Below are 17,955 nucleotides of genomic sequence, written 5' to 3' on the forward strand. Positions count from 1 at the left end.
TTGGAGATAGTGCAGATAACATGATTGGCTGGTTGCGCAATGCCTGGCGAAGTCCAAGACTGCCGTTTCGGCGGCACTTTGTCATCTTTGCTCTGATCTCCGTCTTTGCGCTGGCGCAGCTTGTCTGGTGGTCTATCTATCAAGCCAAGGAAGGCCGCAGATTGATTGAAACTCAAGAGGGGTACTGGCAGCAGCAAATCGTCGTGGCCTATGTTCAGCGTGCGTCCGGTGACGGCAATTTCGAAGAGTGGCTTGGCAAAACCTTTCCCGATCTTGAGGTTGTGTCAGACAACATGATTCAGGTGAAAAGCACGGCGCGTGTGAAACTGAACAAATTTGTAAACTCTCGCACACGCATGTTCATTTCTGAAGGCGCGTTCTTTGGCCTTCTTGTGCTGATAGGGGTGCTCTACATGCTCAGAACATTGCGTGAGGAAATTGACATGGAACACCGGCAATCCGTCTTTCTCGCTGCGATGTCTCATGAACTCAAGACACCCTTGACTTCACTAAAGATGTATGTTGACACGTTGAGTGCGCGCGAGTTTCCTCCGGCAAAACGACTGGAGATTCTTGAGACGATGTCCGTCGATCTAGACCGGTTGAACGATTTGATCGACCGTTTGCTTCAGGCGCAAAAAGTTCTCTCGCCCGGCTCTTCGCTCCCCCTGGAAAAGACTGATATTAGCGAGGAGACGGTTCGAGCGGTCACAGAGCTCTCGCACAGAATCGAATTTGCGGGTAAACATCGCTTGAATGTGGACACGGAGTTCGGGTTAATGGCGATGGCTGATCCGCGCCGCTGGCAGCTTGTCGTAAAAAATCTGGTTGACAACGCAGTGAAGTATTCTCCAGATGGCGGTATGATAGATGTTTTCCTTTCACATCGGGACGGCAAAATCGAGTTAACCGTGAGTGACGAAGGACAGGGGTTTAATCCGGACGAAGCATCGCGTATTTTTGACCGCTTCTACCGTATCGGGAACGAAGATACTCGCAAGGCTCAAGGTGTCGGACTGGGTTTGTACCTGGTGCGGGAAATCGTCACCTCCATGAGCGGAACTGTTGCGGCACGAAGTCCTGGTCCGGGGAAGGGATCACAATTCATCGTCACAATTCCCGCTCTTAAGGATACTCAAAGTGCCTGAACGGATTCTGATCGTGGAGGATGAGCAGCATATTGCTGCCGGACTGAAGCTCAATCTTGAAGCAGAGGGGTTTGAAACGCATCATGCGGCGGATGGATGGACAGCTATTCGCGAAATCGAAAGCGGAAACCATGATCTGGTACTGCTTGATGTCATGCTTCCGGGTGCCAGCGGATTTGACGTATGTGAAACGGTTCGCGCAAAGGGAATTCACATCCCAATACTTTTCCTGACCGCACGCGACAGCGATGACGCACGTGTTAGAGGTCTGGAACTTGGTGGAGATGACTACATCACCAAACCGTTCAGCATCCGCGAACTCATTGTCCGCATCCGCGCGATGTTTCGTCGCAACGAATGGTATCGAAAGCCTCCCGAGCAAGGGAATCTCCTTGCCTTCGGAAATTGTAAAGTTGATCTCTCCGCTTATTCGGCAGATACACCCCAGGGAAGGATCAGCCTCACCCAGAAGGAATGCATGATTCTCAAACTGCTTGCAGAACGCGAAGGAAATGTGGTCTCGCGTGACGAGATTATTGAAAAGGTTTGGGGTTATGACCGCTATCCTTCGACAAGAACAATCGACAATTTGATTGTACGCCTAAGAAAGTTTTTCGAGCCTGACCCGCGAAGCCCGCGTCATCTGCATACGGTGTATGCGGCGGGTTACAAATTCACGCAGGCGGCCACGCCGGAATAGACATGACAACGATTAAACTGACAGGTTTGGCAATTTGGTCGAGCATATGCATTGGAGTTTTTCCGAATGACCTCTTGGCATTCCATGACGGTGGCGTTGCGAGCTGCTCAATGTGCCACATCATGCATCGGGGTTCTGAAGGGTTCGAAGTTCCCCCGACAATCGAGAACAACTTCTTGTTGCTCAGCGAGACCCCAACGGACTTGTGTCTCAGTTGCCACTCAAGCGAAAACGGTGCGGTCTGGTCGGTGAATCCACTGACTCCGGCGCCGGAGCGGGGCGGAGGCAATTTCATTTTCGGTACGGCTCCCAATTTAAATGATGGTCCGGATGGCGCAATGCATCCGCTTGCCGGCAGCCACGGGATTCATAACTGCATTGCGCTCTCGAATGGTGTGTTTCAAGACCCCCTGAATAACGTTGCTCCCGGTGGAACATATCCGTCGGCCTCACTCGGTTGCACGAGCTGCCACGATCCTCATGGCAATGAAAACTTTAGAATGCTCTGGGGTGCCGGACACGTTCAAGCAGGCGATTTCTATTTCATGTATCCTGCTCCTCAAGCTGATGGTTTGCCGTTGAACGGTGCGGCTGAGTCGCGAGCCAATCACACCGCCTATCGAAGCGGTTGGACAAATTGGTGCGCGAATTGTCACGGATTCTTTCACGAGAATCAGGCATTTGGATTCGCTCACCCAGTCCGTGGCACGCTCGGCGCGGATGTCATGACTTCTTATGACCGTTACAATGGAACTGGTGATCCTACTGGAGGAACGCCTCTGAATGCGTACATTCCACAAGTGCCGTTTCAAAGCCTTTCGATAACTACTACTTCCACGAACGGTCCTGACAAGCGAAGTGAAATTGCCTGCATCACGTGCCACCGTGCGCACGGGTCAAGCGCCGTCGACTTGGGTAGGTGGGACTTCAGGGTGTTAAACTTGAGGATGGACGGTGTGGTCTCTGGTTCTTTTCCACTTCCGTCGCCTTATTCTTCTGGTACGATTGAGCGGCAGCTGTGTGTCAAGTGTCACGAGCCGGAGGCTCGCGACCATGGATTCGACCAAGCCTGCGTGGCCTGTCACAGAGGTGAACTTGAAACTTCGACTCCGTTGCCGACCGGAGTTGCCCGTCCGGCGAAATAGCGGGAAAGCCACTCCTCTTCACTTAATCGGATTAATTTAGTCTCATTTGCTGAAATCGCTGAATATGGCGATATCGACACATTTGCTAATCTTGAGCCAATGTGACAAATAAGCATTAATTGTGCTTGACTATGCACAAACGTTTTGCGAAATTATTACTGTAGAGTTTATTGTATCGCGCCTCAGGCGCACCCTTTATGTCGGCTTCGACAACATATTTATGGAGGGAAACCTCCTTACCCCAAATGCATGACTTTAGACTGTCCGCATGCGGCATTGCCGTGTGCGGACTTTTTTCTTTGTCTCGTTCAACAAAACCCGAGCAGGTGTGAGTATGACACCCTCACTTGATGTACAACTTTTCTGGTTCGCTTTTTGGGCGTATCTAGTAGGCTGGATCTCCTTCACGATTTGGCTTGCCGCCCGCAAACCGATTTGGACAAAAATCGGTTCCATTAGCTTTGCTGCAGGTTTCATCCCGCAAACCATCGCCTTCTTCCTCCGCTGGGACTATCAGGGACACTTCCCGATGTCCAATATGTATGAGTATATGGCGGTAATGAGTTGGATGGCGGTTGTGAGTTTCGCATTCCTGACATGGCGGTATCGCAACTGGATAATCAGCGCGCTGATTTCTCCTGTCGTCATTATGCTGATGGTCGCAGCATCGCTTCTCCCGAAAGATCCAAGTCAACAGTTGATGCCTGCGCTGCGCAGCTCATGGCTGATTATCCATGTCACACTTGCGTCAGTCGGGGCCGGTGCCTTTGCCGTCGCGGCTGCTGTTTCTTTTGTGTACTTGCTGGCGGTCAGAAGCGAGGAAGAGGCACAGAAGACCTTCAAGCCCTCAATGAAGATCCCTCTGCAAGTGCTCATCTTTATTCCTGCCATTATCGCATTGCTTGGAAGTGTCAGCGATGCATTCGCCAGCCAGTCCGCCATGCAGCTATTCGGTGCGCCTATGCGCGGCGGGAACGTGCTTGTCTTACTCGGAATCTATCTAGTCCCGGCGGGGTTCGTCTGGAACTATCTGTTCAAAAGCACACCTTCCGTGGAAACTCGCTATTGGACTGCCATTGCATTTTCCGGCCTGTTCCTCGGCGCACTTGCCGGTGGTATTCTACTAAGCGGGGGAAAAATTTCGTTAACCTCCGACAGCCCACTGAGAATTTTCGAATTCTTCGGTGTCACACTCATCTTTGGTACACTCGGCGCGTTTCTGCTTCATACTGCTCTCGGTTTCGGCCGCGTTGCCGGAAAATTGCACCTCGATGGCAGGTTACTCGATGAGGTTAACTATCGCTCCGTTGCGTTGGGTTATCCGCTCTATACATTGGGTGCGCTCTTCGCCGGCGCGATTTGGGCGGAAAGCGCGTGGGGAAGCTTCTGGAGCTGGGACCCAAAGGAAGTCGGCGCCCTTATCATTTGGCTTTTCTACAGCGCCTTCCTGCATGCCCGCTATCAACGCGGTTGGTCGGGACCGCGCACCGCTGTACTGTCGCTCATCGGGTTTGCGATGATGATGTTGTCACTCTTCGGCAACTACTTCTTCGGCGGTTTGCACGCTTACGCATAAGTTCACGAATGAATTCCAACAATAATACAAGCACTCACGTCAGCCGCAAACCTAAATGGTGGGCAATGCTCTCCACTATGAAGTTTGCCATCTGGATTCTAATCATCGTCGGCGTACTTTCGCTTGCTTCGCTCTTCAGCGGTGAATTAGTTGACCCTCGTTGGCTGGAGCAAGAGCCGTCAGGTGCCGCTGCAGCCTTTGGCCAGCTCGTCTATCGCATGCTCGAAATGCACGACCCGTTCCGGTCGTGGTGGTATCGAGGACTCATCGGAATCCTGTCGCTTTCGCTTTTTGCCTGCATCCTTGAGCGCACGCCGATAGTTTGGCGTCAATGGAGCAAAAAGCCCGAGCTTGATCATCGCTCGATTAACGATCGTACTGCGCCAATCTTCCTGACGACTACCGAAACTCCGAACTCCCTCGTGGAGAGAATGAGAAGTAAACTCTCGCAGCGGTATTCAAGTGAGTCGTATTGGGTGGGAGAGTCCGGAAGACTCGCGCTGTGGGGTCCGCTATTGACTCACCTCGGTCTGCTCTTGCTTGCTGTCGGCGGCTTGGTGGGCTCCTTCGGTGACAAGGATTCCCGCGCCGGCGGATATCCCGGTGACACTATTGAAGTCGACGATATGCCCTTCGAGGTTCGCATTGACAGCTTCCGCGTCGAATTCTATCCCCTTCAACCGCGCCAATGGGTGCTCGTCGACGGCGAGTGGTTTGGCCGCTTGGTCAGGGAGGACAGCCCCGGAACTTGGTTAATCGAGCGCTTTAACGAGAACAACGAGGTCGAACTTGTATCCATGGAGGAAGCGTGGATTGAAAATGATTGGGATATTCAGCGTGCATCGGGGAATATCAAACAATACATAAGCAGTGTCACCGTTTTCGAAAATGGAGAGAAGGTGGATGAACGGCAGATTTCTGTCAACACTCCATTGCGCCGAAGCGGTTACCGGCTCTACCAAAGCTCCTATGACCCGACTGCTCCCCGTGTAAGTGCTTCCTACGATCAACTGACTGTCGCGGTTTTTGATTCCTCCGGTGCAGAGTTGCAAAGACTGCAGCTTAAGCAAAACCAAATGGTCGAAGTTCCCGGTGATACGGTGAAACTGACAGCAGGAAGACTTCTGCCGGACTTCAAACTCGATTCCCGCCGAAGCGCATATTCGGCCAGCGCAAAGTTCAATAACCCGGCACTCGAATTGATTGCTGAAGGTCCAAGTGGCTTCCGTAAGCCTATGTGGTCGTTTCTTCAGATGAAAGGGCATCAGGCGTCATTCGGAAAATTCCGCTTTGAGGCTGTGGATGTCACCGGCACGAACGCACGAATGGATATTGCAACAATCTTTGATGTCCGCAAATCTGCCGGAACGGAGTTCCTGTGGCTTGGCTTCCTTGTCTCTTCAATCGGACTTGTTCTCTGTTTCTACATGACACACAGGATCGTATACGTCGAGTATCCGACGGCTGAACAACCGCTGACTCGCGCTTATGCTTTCAGCAAGAAAATGGTTCGTGCGTTTGAACGGGATATTGCCGCAGTTGCCGAGCAGCCCGGCCATGAAGTCAAAATGTCCGTTCAGCCGGATATCGTCTTCTATTAGACACCGCTCAAAACGAAAAATACGAAGGGCGACCCGTTTGGGCCGCCCTTTGACTTTGTATACCGTCGACTTCTACTTCAGAAGCGTCATGACTCGATTTTGGGAATGACCGTTTGCGGTCAATCTGTAAACATAGCTCCCGCTTGTCAGCTCTGTGCCGTCAAACTGCACACGATGTAATCCGGCGGACATCGGCTCGTCCACCAAGGTTGCCACTCTTTGTCCAAGTGGATTGTAAACACTTAACTCCACCTCGGACGGCGTGTTCAACTGAAACTCAATCGTCGAGACCGGATTGAAAGGATTCGGATAGTTTTGCCTCAATTCAAAACTTATCGTCAACGGCGGTAGAGTCGGAACATCAAGCGACACACCCTCTTCGAGAACATAATCGCGATTTCCGTCCAGGTTCCGCCACGTGTCACGCACGCCGCTCGGCCAGAGTACTACTATACTGTCGGCATAATTTTGCGTGCCTAATGAGAAGAGCAGCCGGGGATCGCTCGATGAAGCATAGGATTGTCCGGCGCAGACAAACTGCTGCATCACCAGACTCCCTGCATAGACAACCACCTTTGCTCCCACGCCGTCCCGGTTTGTTTGAACTCCTTGAGTGCGAACCCGGATGTAATTGAATCCGCTTGACCTGTTTAGATAGACATATGGGCGATCCTCGATATTGGATGCCAGCATGTCCATGTCGCCGTCGTTGTCAAGATCCCCCTTTGCGAATCCAAACGTCATCTCTTGATCGTTGACACCCTCCGCCACCGAAACATCCGTGAAATACCCGTTGCCCGTATTCTCGAAGAGATAGTCACGAGGCATCGGGGGCGCCATATTCGCGACATAAAGATCGTCGTCACCGTCCATGTCAAAATCAAGAAATTCCGTGCCCCAGCATCCGTAGTTTACCGTCACACCTCGTTGACTCGCGACTTCTTCCCAAGTGCCGTCGCCATTGCTTTCAAAGAGTAGGTTTCCTATTGGATCATTGGTCACATACAAGTCCCACCAGCCGTCGTGGTTCAAATCCGATATCGCGCAACCCATTCCGAACATCCTCGGCTCTATACCGGTTTCATCTCCCGCGTCGCTGAATGTTCCGTCTCCGTTATTCCGAAACAGAGTTCCGCGCTGATTACGGTCATTTGCAATATAGATGTCCGCATCCAAATCATTATCAAAGTCAAATGAAATGACTGCCAGCGGTGCTCGGTCTGCGCTATCCGCCACTCCGGCCTGCTCTGTTACATCCGTGAAGTTTACGCCCTCGTTGTTTCGATAGAGTACGTTCCGGTAGTCCGGTCTGCCGGCGGACGAAATGTCATAGTTTGTCACATACAAATCAAGCCAGCCGTCGTTATTGTAATCAAGCCAGCATGCGGCGGATGTCTGTGCGCTGCCGCCATCAACTCCGGTAAATGACGTAACATCGGAATATGTGCCGTTTCCGTTCGAACGGAACAACAAATTCTCCGACCCCCAATTCCCGACAAACACGTCTCGGTGACCGTCGTTATCATAATCACCAAACAGAATCTGAGATGTTTGCGCCGCGCTCGTGATACCGCAGCCAAGCCCCGCGTCGAGTGTGTACTCGTTGCCGGTGCGCAGATAGATCATCAGCGGATGGCCGGTGCCCGATGCCGCAAGAATATCCATGAGGCCGTCGCCGTTGATATCCTCTATTGCGCAGCCGCCCCCGAACTGTCCGGGATTGTCGTACGTCGCAGTGACTCCCAGCGAAAGACCGACTTCTTCAAAAGTCTGGCCAATCGCATACTGGGTCATCAACCCCAGAATGGTAAACAAGTAAACAATGTGCATGCGTGTATCTCCGTCTGATAGTGATAAGTTTCACAATCGGACGGCTCTGGAAAACGCGCAAAGTGGGAAGTGCGGAGCCGTGGTTACGGCTGACGGAGGGACGAAACTGAAGATGATGCGAGATGGACTGCCGCTGCAATGCCAGTGTCAGCTCCCAGAAACTAATAAAATGAATTCGAGAGGTCAAGTGCTCGGACGGTCACGAAACAACTTTTTAAATAAAAGCAGGCCGGTCCTTTCGGACCGGCCTGCTTGATTTTTCGCAAGATGCGAACGAATTACTTCAGAAGAAGCATCTTGTTCTCAGCGGAGAAGCCGTTTGCCTCCAAACGGTACATGTACACGCCCGACGGCAGACCCGACGCTTCAAACGTGACATGGTGCGTTCCAGCCGACTGGACGCCGTTCACAAGTGTTGCCACTTCGCGGCCCTGAACGTTGTAAACCTTCAAGGTCGTCTGGCCTGCTTCAAGCAGATCATAGCGAATCGTTGTCGTCGGGTTGAACGGGTTCGGATAATTCTGATGCAATGCGTAGTTGGTCACGACGCCGCTCTCAGCACGAGGAGTCGCCGATTCGGATGCCAGAACTTCCTGCGCACCGTTCACGTCAACTGCCACCAGTGAATAGCTGTACGAGGAACCATTTTCCACATTCGCGTCAACCCACGAATAGTCAAATCCGGAAGCCGAATTGCCGCGTGAGGCAACTTCAACCATCTGAGCACCGTCACGAAGCACGACAAAGTGATGATTGTCCGTTTCGCTGGCGGTGGTCCAGTTCATCGTTACCCGGCCATTGCCCGGAACTAGTTCAAAGCTGGACAACTCGACATCCAACTGTCCATCCGGAATGATATAGTCTTCAACTTCGCCAAGGAAGTCAAAAGCAAATGTTCCGCACTGATCCGTGCAAGCGCCGACTACTGCCTGACCGAAACCAAATCGGCCAACAGGTGTCGAAGTCAAACGGAAGCGGAATACGCCATCATATACGCCAAGATCCAGAACGCCCGGATCAAGCACCGAGAACGAGTGGGCGCCCGGTGTGACCAACACGTCATGAATAATCCATTCGCTGGCAACTGCCGGACCGCATTCGAGTTCGTCGCAGAAGTCGCCGTCGTAGTTGCCGTCCTTCCAAGCGTTCAGGTACAAGCGGCCGCCGCACTCGGCATAGCGTCCGTACTCAGGACCTGCCGTAACAACCACGCGAAGGTCTTCAATCGTGCAGGGAGTCCACGGCAGTCCAACAAAGAACACGCCGTCGTCTTCAGGAAGCTGATCCTGATTCAAATAATCCGGCGACGGTTCGCCGTCAATCTGCTGTCCAAGCCAGGCGACTCCTGACAATCCGTGGGCAGGATTGTTTACCAATGTCGGATAGTTGCAGGCACTCAAATCACCATGATCAACTTCTTCGTATGGGAACTGGCAGGTGTCAGGAAGTTCTGCGCAAACGCAGGTTCCGGCCTCTATTTCAAATGCCGTAACCGTGTTATTATAAGCGTCCTTCACCCACAGTACCGTCTGCGGAGCAAAGTTGATAGCGTCGCACTCCATACCTTCGCAGCGAACCTGACCTGCATCAAAACGGCTCACGAAGACGCCGGTGGTCTTGTCACAGCGGCGAACATCGTCAATCGGGCTGTTTCCTGCCCAGATCGTTCCGCCTGCGCCCATCTCAACACCGGAAATAGCTCCTTCGGGATTGCCGTTCTCATCCAGCAAGGTCAAGCTACCGAGCAGCAAACCTGTTGAAGAGAAGTGAGCAATATCCGAGCTTACGTCCGTTGAATGCCAAATCGTGCCGTCCGTACCGTCATAGTCACAACCGTCGGTCAAGCCAATGCCCGACTGTCCTGCGAACTGATAAGTCGCCAAACCATTCCGGTCAACTGTCCAAATTGCGTTGGTGCTCAATTCGCCGCCCCAGAATACTTGGCGGCTCTCGTCCCAACCTAATTCGTCGATGAAACGCTGCGCGCCGCTGGCGTCCAGAATCGGCGTTGAGCTAATGAGGTTGCCGAAATCATCCATACGGTGAAGGACGCCTTCGCCATAGTTCGTGTAGTACAAATCACCGCGGCAATCGGCCGAGATAGATACACCCAAACCGGACGGCACAGGAACGGTGATTACGCGAAGTGCGCCGGGTGGTGGCGGCGGCGGCGGGCAAGCAGAACTGCAGTCCAATCCTTGGTCCCACACGCCATTATAGAACGTGATACAATCATTCTGAGTGATATTGTCCACGCAATACACGTTGTTGTTGTAACAGCAACGGCCAACCACAGGCGGTGTGTATTCGTAAACGTCGAGTTGAAAATCGCCCGAGCCACTGTAGTAACCGTCAACAATAATCTGATACGTCATGCCGCCGGTCAAGTTGGCGGTAATGTAGGACCCCAGGCCGCACCAGTCGTCATTACACGCAATGGACACCCCCGGGCAACTGCCTTCCAAAAGCTCAAGTCTCGTATCATAGCTGTAGTAGTTGCAAACAGTGATAACTACCGTCTGATTCACCGCTGGAGTGTAGCTGTAAACAACGTCCGGGGCAATATTCCCATCACATGCGAAATCATTGGCAGCTCCCGTCGTTGTACCACTGTCCGTATAAGGCAAACCGGCAATCACCGTTCCGGGGCACCCGTCGGTGCCGTTGTCCAGTCGATCTTGTTCTCCGCGGGTGGACTTAAAAGCCATCCGCCGCTCCCACTCTGCAAAAGTGGCATCCTCTGACAGAGACTTGCCTTCGAGCTTCAGGATTGCAATTATCTGCTCAAGCTCAAGATCAGACATAGCTGAAAAATCTCGAATCCCTGGAGTCGAATTCTTAACATCCAGTTTCTTCTGAGTTTCAACAGTCCCTTCGGTCGCGAAAGCCGTACTTACGGCCAGCGCAACACAGCACAACAAAATCAAAATCTTCTTCATAGGCTCCCTGCACTTTCTTGGATTTGGGTTACTATCTTCTCTATATTCAATCTACTTATATCAAATCAAGAATACATTAGGCTGCCAAGAAATCATTGCATTTGAATGAAATTTCTGACAACCCGTAAGTGTAAGTCCTACGTAAAGTTGCTATAAATTGTCGTATTTTACATATCGATTTTAAGCGACACTGACCCTCATGCCTCCCCGTCTCATCTGGCGACTTACTTGACAACTGGCTTCTTTATCCGCAAATTGGCTTAACCAAACCGGAGTCTTATGAACATGTCATTTATTGCACGAGTCGGTGCTGTCTTAGTGTTTTCCCTGAGCGCGTTTATTATCTCTTGTAAAAACAAAGACAAAGATACTTCACCACCAAAGAATATTGAAAAGACTGAAGTTACAGGAAAGTCAGAGTCACAGGCAAGTCTGTATCCGTACGGCACCGAAGCCGGAAAGTGGGGCTATCTTGATGTAAACGGCAAGACTGTGGTTTCCGCGGATTTTGACATGGCCATGAAATTCTCTGACGGAATGGCCCGCTTCCGAAAAGGAGATAAATGGGGATACATTGACGCGACCGGCAAGGTTGTCATTGAACCGCAATTCGAACGCGCGCGAGATTTCAAGTCCGGGTTGGCGGCAGTTCGAGTCAACCGGAAGTTTGGCTACATTGATAAGACCGGAAAGTTTGTCGTGCAACCTCAATTCTCAAAACTCGCTCAAGCGGTTTCCGAGGGTTTGGCCGCTGTTCCTGATTCAACAAAGAAGTTCGGTTACGTCAGCGTCACAGGCCAGAAAGTCATTCCTCACAAGTTCTCTAATGCACATGAGTTTTCCGAAGGTCTTGCCGCGGTGGAGTACGAAAATAAATGGGGATTCATTGACACCACCGGCAATTGGGTCTTGGCACCCAATTATGTCTGGGCGGACAAATTCGTTGATGGACACAGCCTCGTTCGTATCGGACTTCCGCCGCATGCGGACTATGCGTTGATTGACCGCAAAGGTGATGTCAAATTCCGCCTGCAAACACTGCATTGCAAAACCGCAAGCGAAGGCCTCATGCGCTTCGAACTGGATGGAAAGTGGGGATTCATTGACCGCACCGGAAAGATGGTTATTCCTCCCACCTATGATGCTGCCTATGATTTTAGCGAAGGTCTCGCCGCGGTTCGAGTCGGGAACGGCTGGGGATATATCAATCATGACAACAAACTGGTTATTAATATCGAGCACCATGTCGCCGAAGAATTTCAAGGCGGCTTAGCCCGTGTCACATGGCCCGGAGGCAAGTGGGGCTATATTGACCAAACTGGTAAACGTGTCTGGGAATCCGCAATCCCCGGCGGATTCAGCATGGGCTCCGGCGACGTAGAAACTGAAGATTAGCACACCCTATTCAATGCTTCCCATTGCTATCACAAACGGTCAGGAAATTTCTGTCCTGCCTAAAATGCTGAACCGCCACGGACTTGTCACCGGAGCCACCGGTACAGGCAAAACCGTGACGCTTCAAGTCATCGCCGAGCGCCTGTCACGTGCCGGAATTCCCGTGTTTGCCGCCGACATCAAAGGAGATCTGGCAGGTGTCGCAGCATCCGGTCAATCCTCCGAGAAATTCCAGAAACGGCTCGATATACTTGGCATCAAACAACATGCCTTCAGCGCGAACTCCTGTGTGCTTTGGGACGTCTTCGGGCAGAAAGGCCATCCGGTGCGCACCACTATCTCCGAAATGGGCCCGCTGCTGCTCTCGCGATTGCTGAATCTGAATGAAACTCAAGCCGGCGTACTGCAAATTGTGTTCAGCTACGCCGACGATGAGGGTCTGCTCATCCTTGACCTAAAGGATCTTAGAGCGATGCTCGCGCACGTCGCCGATTTGAGAAAAGAGCTCACCACCCAATACGGAAACGTGTCGCCTGCCAGCATCGGGGCAATTCAGCGTGCCCTGCTAACACTTGAAGAGCAGGGTGGTGACCGATTCTTCGGCGAACCCGCGTTTGAGTTAGGCGACCTGCTGCAAACTGACAGCAGCGGCAACGGAATAATCAATATTCTGCATGCCGAACAGCTCGTTCGTTCACCCAAAGTTTATGCTACTTTCCTGCTCTGGATGCTCTCCGAATTATTCGAACAACTGCCCGAAGTCGGCGACGTCGAGAAACCGAAACTAGTTTTCTTTTTTGATGAAGCCCACCTTTTGTTCGACGACGCCCCCGATGCGCTTCTCGACAAGATCGAGCAGGTTGTCCGACTTATCCGGTCAAAAGGCGTCGGTGTTTTCTTTGTCACTCAGCATCCGCTCGATATTCCCGAAAAAGTCCTGAGCCAGCTCGGAAACCGTGTGCAGCATGCGCTGCGTGCGTTTACTCCAAATGAACAGAAGAAACTCAGAGCTGCTGCAGAAACATTTCGCGCCAACCCCGGACTCGATCTTGATAAGGCGATTCCCGAACTGGGTATCGGCGAGGCCATCGTGAGCTTCCTGGATGAAAAAGGTGCGCCGCGCCCCGCCGAGCGCGCATTTGTTATGCCGCCGTTCTCCCGTATTGGTCCGATCGAGACCAACGAGCGTCTCACAATACTGCAAACTTCCGTCGTGGCGGGCGTGTATGAGAAATCGCTCGATCGTGAATCGGCCTACGAGATGCTGAAGAACAAAGCGGAAAAGGCGGCCGCGTCTCCACCCGCAGAAGAGGTTCGCAAAACAAGAGCGTCCACTCGACAGCCTGAAGATGTCATGACCACCGTTATGAAATCCGCCGCGCGTGCCGCCGCTTCGCAAGCGGGACGTTCCCTGATTCGCGGCATTCTTGGAGGATTACTCGGTGGCAAACGCCGCTAATCACACAGCCATAGATGTCCGGAATGTGTCCAAGCGCTTCACGGACGTGCAAGCGCTTAAGGATGTTTCAATCTCAATTCACCAAGGTGACTTCTTCGGTCTGCTCGGTCCGAATGGTGCCGGTAAGACCACACTAATGCGAGTCATGTGCGGACTGCTTTCGCCGGACTCCGGTGAGCTGCGAATCCTTGACAGCAAGCTTGAACGCTGGCAGATTCCTTTCGCCATGGGCGTCGTCCCGCAGGACATCGCCCTCTATGACATGCTAACAGCGCAAGGTAATCTCGAACTGTTCGGCAAACTGCGCGGACTCTCCGGCAGCGAACTCGATAAGCGGGTTGACAAAGTGCTTGCCTTGACAGGTCTTTCAGATCGCAGAAAGTCACGGGTTAAGGGATTCTCGGGCGGCATGAAAAGACGGCTGAATCTCGGAGTCGCATTGCTCAGCGAACCGCGCGTGCTTCTGCTCGATGAACCGACTGTAGGTGTGGATCCGCAGTCGCGAGCAAGCATTTTCGAATTGCTTGAGTCTCTCCATCAAACCGGTTTGACGATTGTTTATACGACACATTATATGGAAGAGGCGGAACGGCTATGCAGGCGAATTGCCATTCTTGACCACGGCAGGCTGCTCGGACTCGGATCACTCGAAGAGCTGGTCAATCTCGTCAAAACCCCGCGCTTCGTAAGGCTTATATTGCGCTCGGAACACGAATACGCTCCTGATCTTCCGGCTGCTGCCAGGCACCAGTCAGGCTTGAGAGTGGATTATATTCCCGAATCAAATGATGGTCTGACGGAAATTCTCGCGAAGCTCGCGGGCTTCAATGGAGCGCAGCGTGTTGAAGTGGTTTCGCCAAATCTTGAAATGCTCTTTCTTGAATTAACCGGACGGGAGCTGCGCGACGCATGAGACGCATTTGGCATCTTGCCCGCAAGGATTTCGCCATCTTCATGACCGATCCAGTGGCAATCGGACTCGCGTTTATCGTTCCGATGGTGATGATTCTTGTTTTCGGTTTTGTCTTTGGCGGTCAAGGCAAGGAATCCCTTGCCGAACTCAAAGTCCTTACCGTAAATCTCGACAGGGGAAAGGCCGGTGAAAGATTTGTAACTCGACTGGATAGGCTTGACGAACTCCGGATGATTCAGTCCGTTGGCAAAGACTCAACAAAGCTCGATAGCACAAAAGCGGCCTCGCTCGTTGAAAAGGGTGACTACTCCGCGGCTCTGATTATCCCCGGCAATTTCACGGATGGAGTCAAAAATGGTGAGCTGCGAGCCCATGTTCTTGAAGACCCCCGCGATCCAGTCACAACAGGTGTCCTCATCGGATTGATGCAGAAAACGTCCTTCGAGACATTCCCGCTCCTGATGCCGTCGGCAATGATGTCTGGCATGTTCGATTCTGCCGCAACCCTTGGCTTCAATAGTGACCTTACTGAAGCAATTGAGCGAAACTTTGGTGTTGAACTGCCGGACAGCGGCATGTCCTTCAAAGATTTGATCCCTGAAGAAGAGTTAATCGGAAGTGATGACATGTCTTCTGACAGCGGCGGGTTCAGCATGGGTGCGGCGTTTGACAAGATTAATAGGATTGAGCGCACGGCAATTGTCGGGCAGAAAGTCGTCAATCCCGCCGTGTCGCATACAACTGCCGGAACTGCCGTTACCTTCATGCTCTTCGGAGTCGGTGCCATCGCGGCTTCGCTGCTGCGTGAAATGCGTTCCGGCACCGCTCAACGGCTGCTTCTAATGGGCGCTACTGCCGGAGAGATTCTGCTCTCGAAGCTGCTCTACTCGGTCTTCCTTGGAAGCTTTCAACTTTTTGTGATGATGGTCTACGGCTGGCTGATCTTCAATCTGCAAATCTGGCAGCACTTGCCGGCCATGCTTGTGATGATTGTTGTGACGGCCGTAACCATGAGTTCGGTCGGATTGATCATTTCAGCCTTGTCCAAAACTGAGGAACAGGCCGGAGGGCTGCAAGTTGTCATCATCTTGAGCATGTCCGCAATCGGTGGAGCTATGTTTCCGAGTTTCCTTCTGCCGGATATCATTAAAACGATCAGCAAGATTACCCCTGTGTTCTGGACTATGCAGGGTTTCAATGACATCTTTTGGCGTGATCAAGGCATAGCAGGTATTTTGTTCGAATGCGGCATTTCACTGGCCATGGCCGCCGCGATGACTGTAATCTCTATCTTGATCTTCAAGCGAAGACTGGCAACCGAACTGGGTTAGAGACATCGGCTTTACCGCTAAACAAAGCGCCCCGGCCATTCCGCCGGGGCGCTTTCAATCTGTATTCGATCTCGAGTTACACAATGCCTGCCATGCCTGCCCGCTTTGCGGCCTGCTTGCGCTCTTCCTCTTTCAAATAATATTTGCGAAGCCTGATGGATTGCGGAGTCACTTCCACTAATTCATCTTCATTGATGAATGCGATCGCTTCCTCAAGCGACATCGGCCGCGGCGGTGCAATCTTGTAGCTTTCATCACTGCCTGACGCGCGCATATTGGTGAGCTTCTTTTCTCGAACGATATTCACGACCAGATCATTGTCGCGTGAGTTTTCTCCGCACACCATTCCTTCGTACACCATCGTGCCCGGTCCCACAAACACTTCACCACGATCCTGCAAGCTGTTCAGGGCATACTCCGTCACCCGTCCTTCGCGGTCGGCAATCAGTACGCCGTTCGCGCGCTGTTTCACCTCGCCCTCCACCGGTCGATAATCGAGAAATTGAGTGTTCATGATCGCCGTGCCGCGGGTCATCGTCAGCATTATCGGGCGAATCCCGATTAACCCGCGCATCGGAATCTCAAACGTCAGCCGGACCCAGCCTGTCGCGTGATCCGTCATATGTGTCATGCGGCCGCGCCGCATGCCCAGCGTGCTCGTTACGACTCCCACGAACTCCTCCGGACAATCCATCAACACCTGCTCATACGGCTCGACCCGCGTGCCGTTTATGGTCTTGAACAGCACTCGAGGTTTGCCCACCGCAAGTTCATAGCCTTCACGGCGCATCGTCTCAATCAAGATCGCCATCTGCAACTCTCCGCGGCCGTAAACGCGATAGCCTTCGGATGTCTCGGAATCTTCTACGCGCAGCGCCGGATTCCCTTGTATCTCCTTGAAGAGCCGGTCGCGAATCTGCCGTGTTGTGACAAAATTCCCCTCCCGGCCTTGGAACGGTGACGTATTCACGCTGAAAACCATCTCAAGTGTCGGCTCGTCAATCTTGAGCGGAGGCAGCGGGCGGGGATCAAGCATCGAAGTTACGGTGTCGCCGATATCCATGTTCTCAAGTCCGGCCACCGCAACGATCTCGCCCGCCCAAGCGGACTTTGCATCCACCCGTGACAACCCCTCATAGGTGTAAAGCTGTGTCACCTTGGCTTGAGATCGCGTGCCGTCATTCTTGATCAGCATCACTTGCTCTGCTTGCTTGATCGTTCCATTGGCAATTCTCCCAATACCGATTCTGCCGACATAGTCGCTGTAATCAAGCGTCGTTATCTGCAGCTGCAGCGGCGCCTCGTCGTCATATTCAGGCGGCGGAACCTTGTCGAATATCAGCCGGAAAAGCGGCATGAGATTCTCGCCCGGAGTCCCCAAATCCATCGTCGCCGTGCCCACTTTCGCGTTTGTGTATACGACCGGGAAGTGGCACTGCTCTTCGCTTGCATCCAAGTCAAGAAACAGTTCCAGCACCTCGTCCAGTACCTCGCCAATCCGCGCGTCCGGCCTGTCAATCTTGTTAATCACCACTATCGGCGACAGCCCCAGCTCCAACGCGTTGGACAACACATAACGCGTCTGCGGCAGCGGCCCTTCGCTCGCGTCGACCAACAGCAGACACCCGTCAACCATTCTCAAAACTCGCTGTACCTGTCCGCCAAAATCCGCGTGGCCAGGAGTATCCAGAATGTTTATTAAGTTGTCCTGCCACTTGATCGTCGTGTTCTTCGAGAGAATCGTAATCCCCTTCTCCCGTTCAAGATCAAGCTTGTCCATGACGCGTTCCGCGACCTGCTGATTGTCACGGAATACACCCGCTTGATGAAGCATGGCGTCCACAAGAGTCGTCTTGCCATGGTCAACGTGCGCGATGATCGCCACGTTTCTTATGTTCTCCCGGAATTTCTTCGCCAT

At 52.5% G+C, this 17,955-nt stretch carries 12 protein-coding genes; 9 read left to right on the plus strand and 3 right to left on the minus strand.

Annotated elements, in window-relative coordinates:
* The first annotated feature begins 20 nt into the window (after window positions 1-20).
* From HUU59_06060 to HUU59_06080, 5 genes are all read left to right on the plus strand, one after another.
* On the plus strand, window positions 21-1,148 hold the full coding sequence (locus HUU59_06060; protein ID NUO18997.1) for a HAMP domain-containing histidine kinase: 1,128 nt from the start codon (window positions 21-23) through the stop codon (window positions 1,146-1,148).
* Window positions 1,141-1,848, plus strand: a complete 708-nt coding sequence (locus HUU59_06065) for a response regulator transcription factor (protein ID NUO18998.1) — start codon at window positions 1,141-1,143, stop codon at window positions 1,846-1,848. Before HUU59_06060 ends, HUU59_06065 begins: the two co-directional genes overlap by 8 nt.
* A gap of 2 nt (window positions 1,849-1,850) precedes the next feature.
* Complete coding sequence (locus tag HUU59_06070) at window positions 1,851-2,993, plus strand: hypothetical protein (protein ID NUO18999.1); 1,143 nt, start codon at window positions 1,851-1,853, stop codon at window positions 2,991-2,993.
* Window positions 2,994-3,327: 334 nt separating this feature from the next.
* Window positions 3,328-4,569, plus strand: coding sequence for a cytochrome c biogenesis protein CcsA (ccsA, locus tag HUU59_06075; GenBank protein NUO19000.1), 1,242 nt, complete (start codon window positions 3,328-3,330; stop codon window positions 4,567-4,569).
* Window positions 4,570-4,646: 77 nt separating this feature from the next.
* Window positions 4,647-6,170, plus strand: a complete 1,524-nt coding sequence (locus tag HUU59_06080) for a cytochrome c biogenesis protein ResB (protein ID NUO19001.1) — start codon at window positions 4,647-4,649, stop codon at window positions 6,168-6,170.
* 72 nt (window positions 6,171-6,242) lie between these two features.
* Here the strand turns inward: HUU59_06080 and HUU59_06085 are convergent, their stop codons facing one another.
* Both HUU59_06085 and HUU59_06090 read right to left on the minus strand, forming a co-directional pair.
* Complete coding sequence (locus HUU59_06085; GenBank protein ID NUO19002.1) at window positions 6,243-8,000, minus strand: VCBS repeat-containing protein; 1,758 nt, start codon at window positions 7,998-8,000, stop codon at window positions 6,243-6,245.
* Between the two features lie 278 nt (window positions 8,001-8,278).
* On the minus strand, window positions 8,279-10,939 hold the full coding sequence (locus tag HUU59_06090; protein NUO19003.1) for a T9SS type A sorting domain-containing protein: 2,661 nt from the start codon (window positions 10,937-10,939) through the stop codon (window positions 8,279-8,281).
* Between the two features lie 285 nt (window positions 10,940-11,224).
* On the opposite strand from HUU59_06090, the gene HUU59_06095 reads away from it, so the two are divergent.
* Genes HUU59_06095 through HUU59_06110 form a run of 4 tightly spaced genes read left to right on the plus strand, consistent with a single transcriptional unit; the run spans window position 11,225 to window position 16,037 of the window.
* Window positions 11,225-12,334: a WG repeat-containing protein gene (locus tag HUU59_06095; protein NUO19004.1), complete on the plus strand. Its 1,110-nt coding sequence runs from the start codon at window positions 11,225-11,227 to the stop codon at window positions 12,332-12,334.
* Between the two features lie 13 nt (window positions 12,335-12,347).
* A complete protein-coding gene (locus HUU59_06100; GenBank protein NUO19005.1) occupies window positions 12,348-13,793 on the plus strand; it encodes a DUF853 family protein in 1,446 nt (481 codons plus the stop codon).
* On the plus strand, window positions 13,777-14,706 hold the full coding sequence (locus HUU59_06105; protein NUO19006.1) for an ABC transporter ATP-binding protein: 930 nt from the start codon (window positions 13,777-13,779) through the stop codon (window positions 14,704-14,706). The genes HUU59_06100 and HUU59_06105 overlap by 17 nt, the downstream gene beginning before the upstream one ends.
* Entirely contained in the window at window positions 14,703-16,037 is a 1,335-nt protein-coding gene (locus HUU59_06110) for an ABC transporter permease (GenBank protein ID NUO19007.1), read from the plus strand. The genes HUU59_06105 and HUU59_06110 overlap by 4 nt, the downstream gene beginning before the upstream one ends.
* A gap of 76 nt (window positions 16,038-16,113) precedes the next feature.
* On the opposite strand, the gene typA is transcribed toward HUU59_06110, so the two are convergent.
* On the minus strand, window positions 16,114-17,955 hold the full coding sequence (typA, locus tag HUU59_06115; GenBank protein ID NUO19008.1) for a translational GTPase TypA: 1,842 nt from the start codon (window positions 17,953-17,955) through the stop codon (window positions 16,114-16,116).

The sequence above is a fragment of the bacterium genome, from assembly GCA_013360195.1.
GTDB lineage: Bacteria > Electryoneota > RPQS01 > RPQS01 > RPQS01 > JABWCQ01.

Bases quoted from the DNA above. Each gene is read 5' to 3' on its own strand.
- HUU59_06060 (NUO18997.1), top strand. From the start codon at position 21: ATGATTGGCTGGTTGCGCAATGCCTGGCGAAGTCCAAGACTGCCGTTT.
- HUU59_06070 (NUO18999.1), top strand. From the start codon at position 1,851: ATGACAACGATTAAACTGACAGGTTTGGCAATTTGGTCGAGCATATGC.
- ccsA (NUO19000.1), top strand. From the start codon at position 3,328: ATGACACCCTCACTTGATGTACAACTTTTCTGGTTCGCTTTTTGGGCG.
- HUU59_06080 (NUO19001.1), top strand. From the start codon at position 4,647: ATGAAGTTTGCCATCTGGATTCTAATCATCGTCGGCGTACTTTCGCTT.
- HUU59_06085 (NUO19002.1), bottom strand. From the start codon at position 8,000: ATGCACATTGTTTACTTGTTTACCATTCTGGGGTTGATGACCCAGTAT.
- HUU59_06090 (NUO19003.1), bottom strand. From the start codon at position 10,939: ATGAAGAAGATTTTGATTTTGTTGTGCTGTGTTGCGCTGGCCGTAAGT.
- HUU59_06095 (NUO19004.1), top strand. From the start codon at position 11,225: ATGTCATTTATTGCACGAGTCGGTGCTGTCTTAGTGTTTTCCCTGAGC.
- HUU59_06100 (NUO19005.1), top strand. From the start codon at position 12,348: ATGCTTCCCATTGCTATCACAAACGGTCAGGAAATTTCTGTCCTGCCT.
- HUU59_06110 (NUO19007.1), top strand. From the start codon at position 14,703: ATGAGACGCATTTGGCATCTTGCCCGCAAGGATTTCGCCATCTTCATG.
- typA (NUO19008.1), bottom strand. From the start codon at position 17,955: ATGGCGAAGAAATTCCGGGAGAACATAAGAAACGTGGCGATCATCGCG.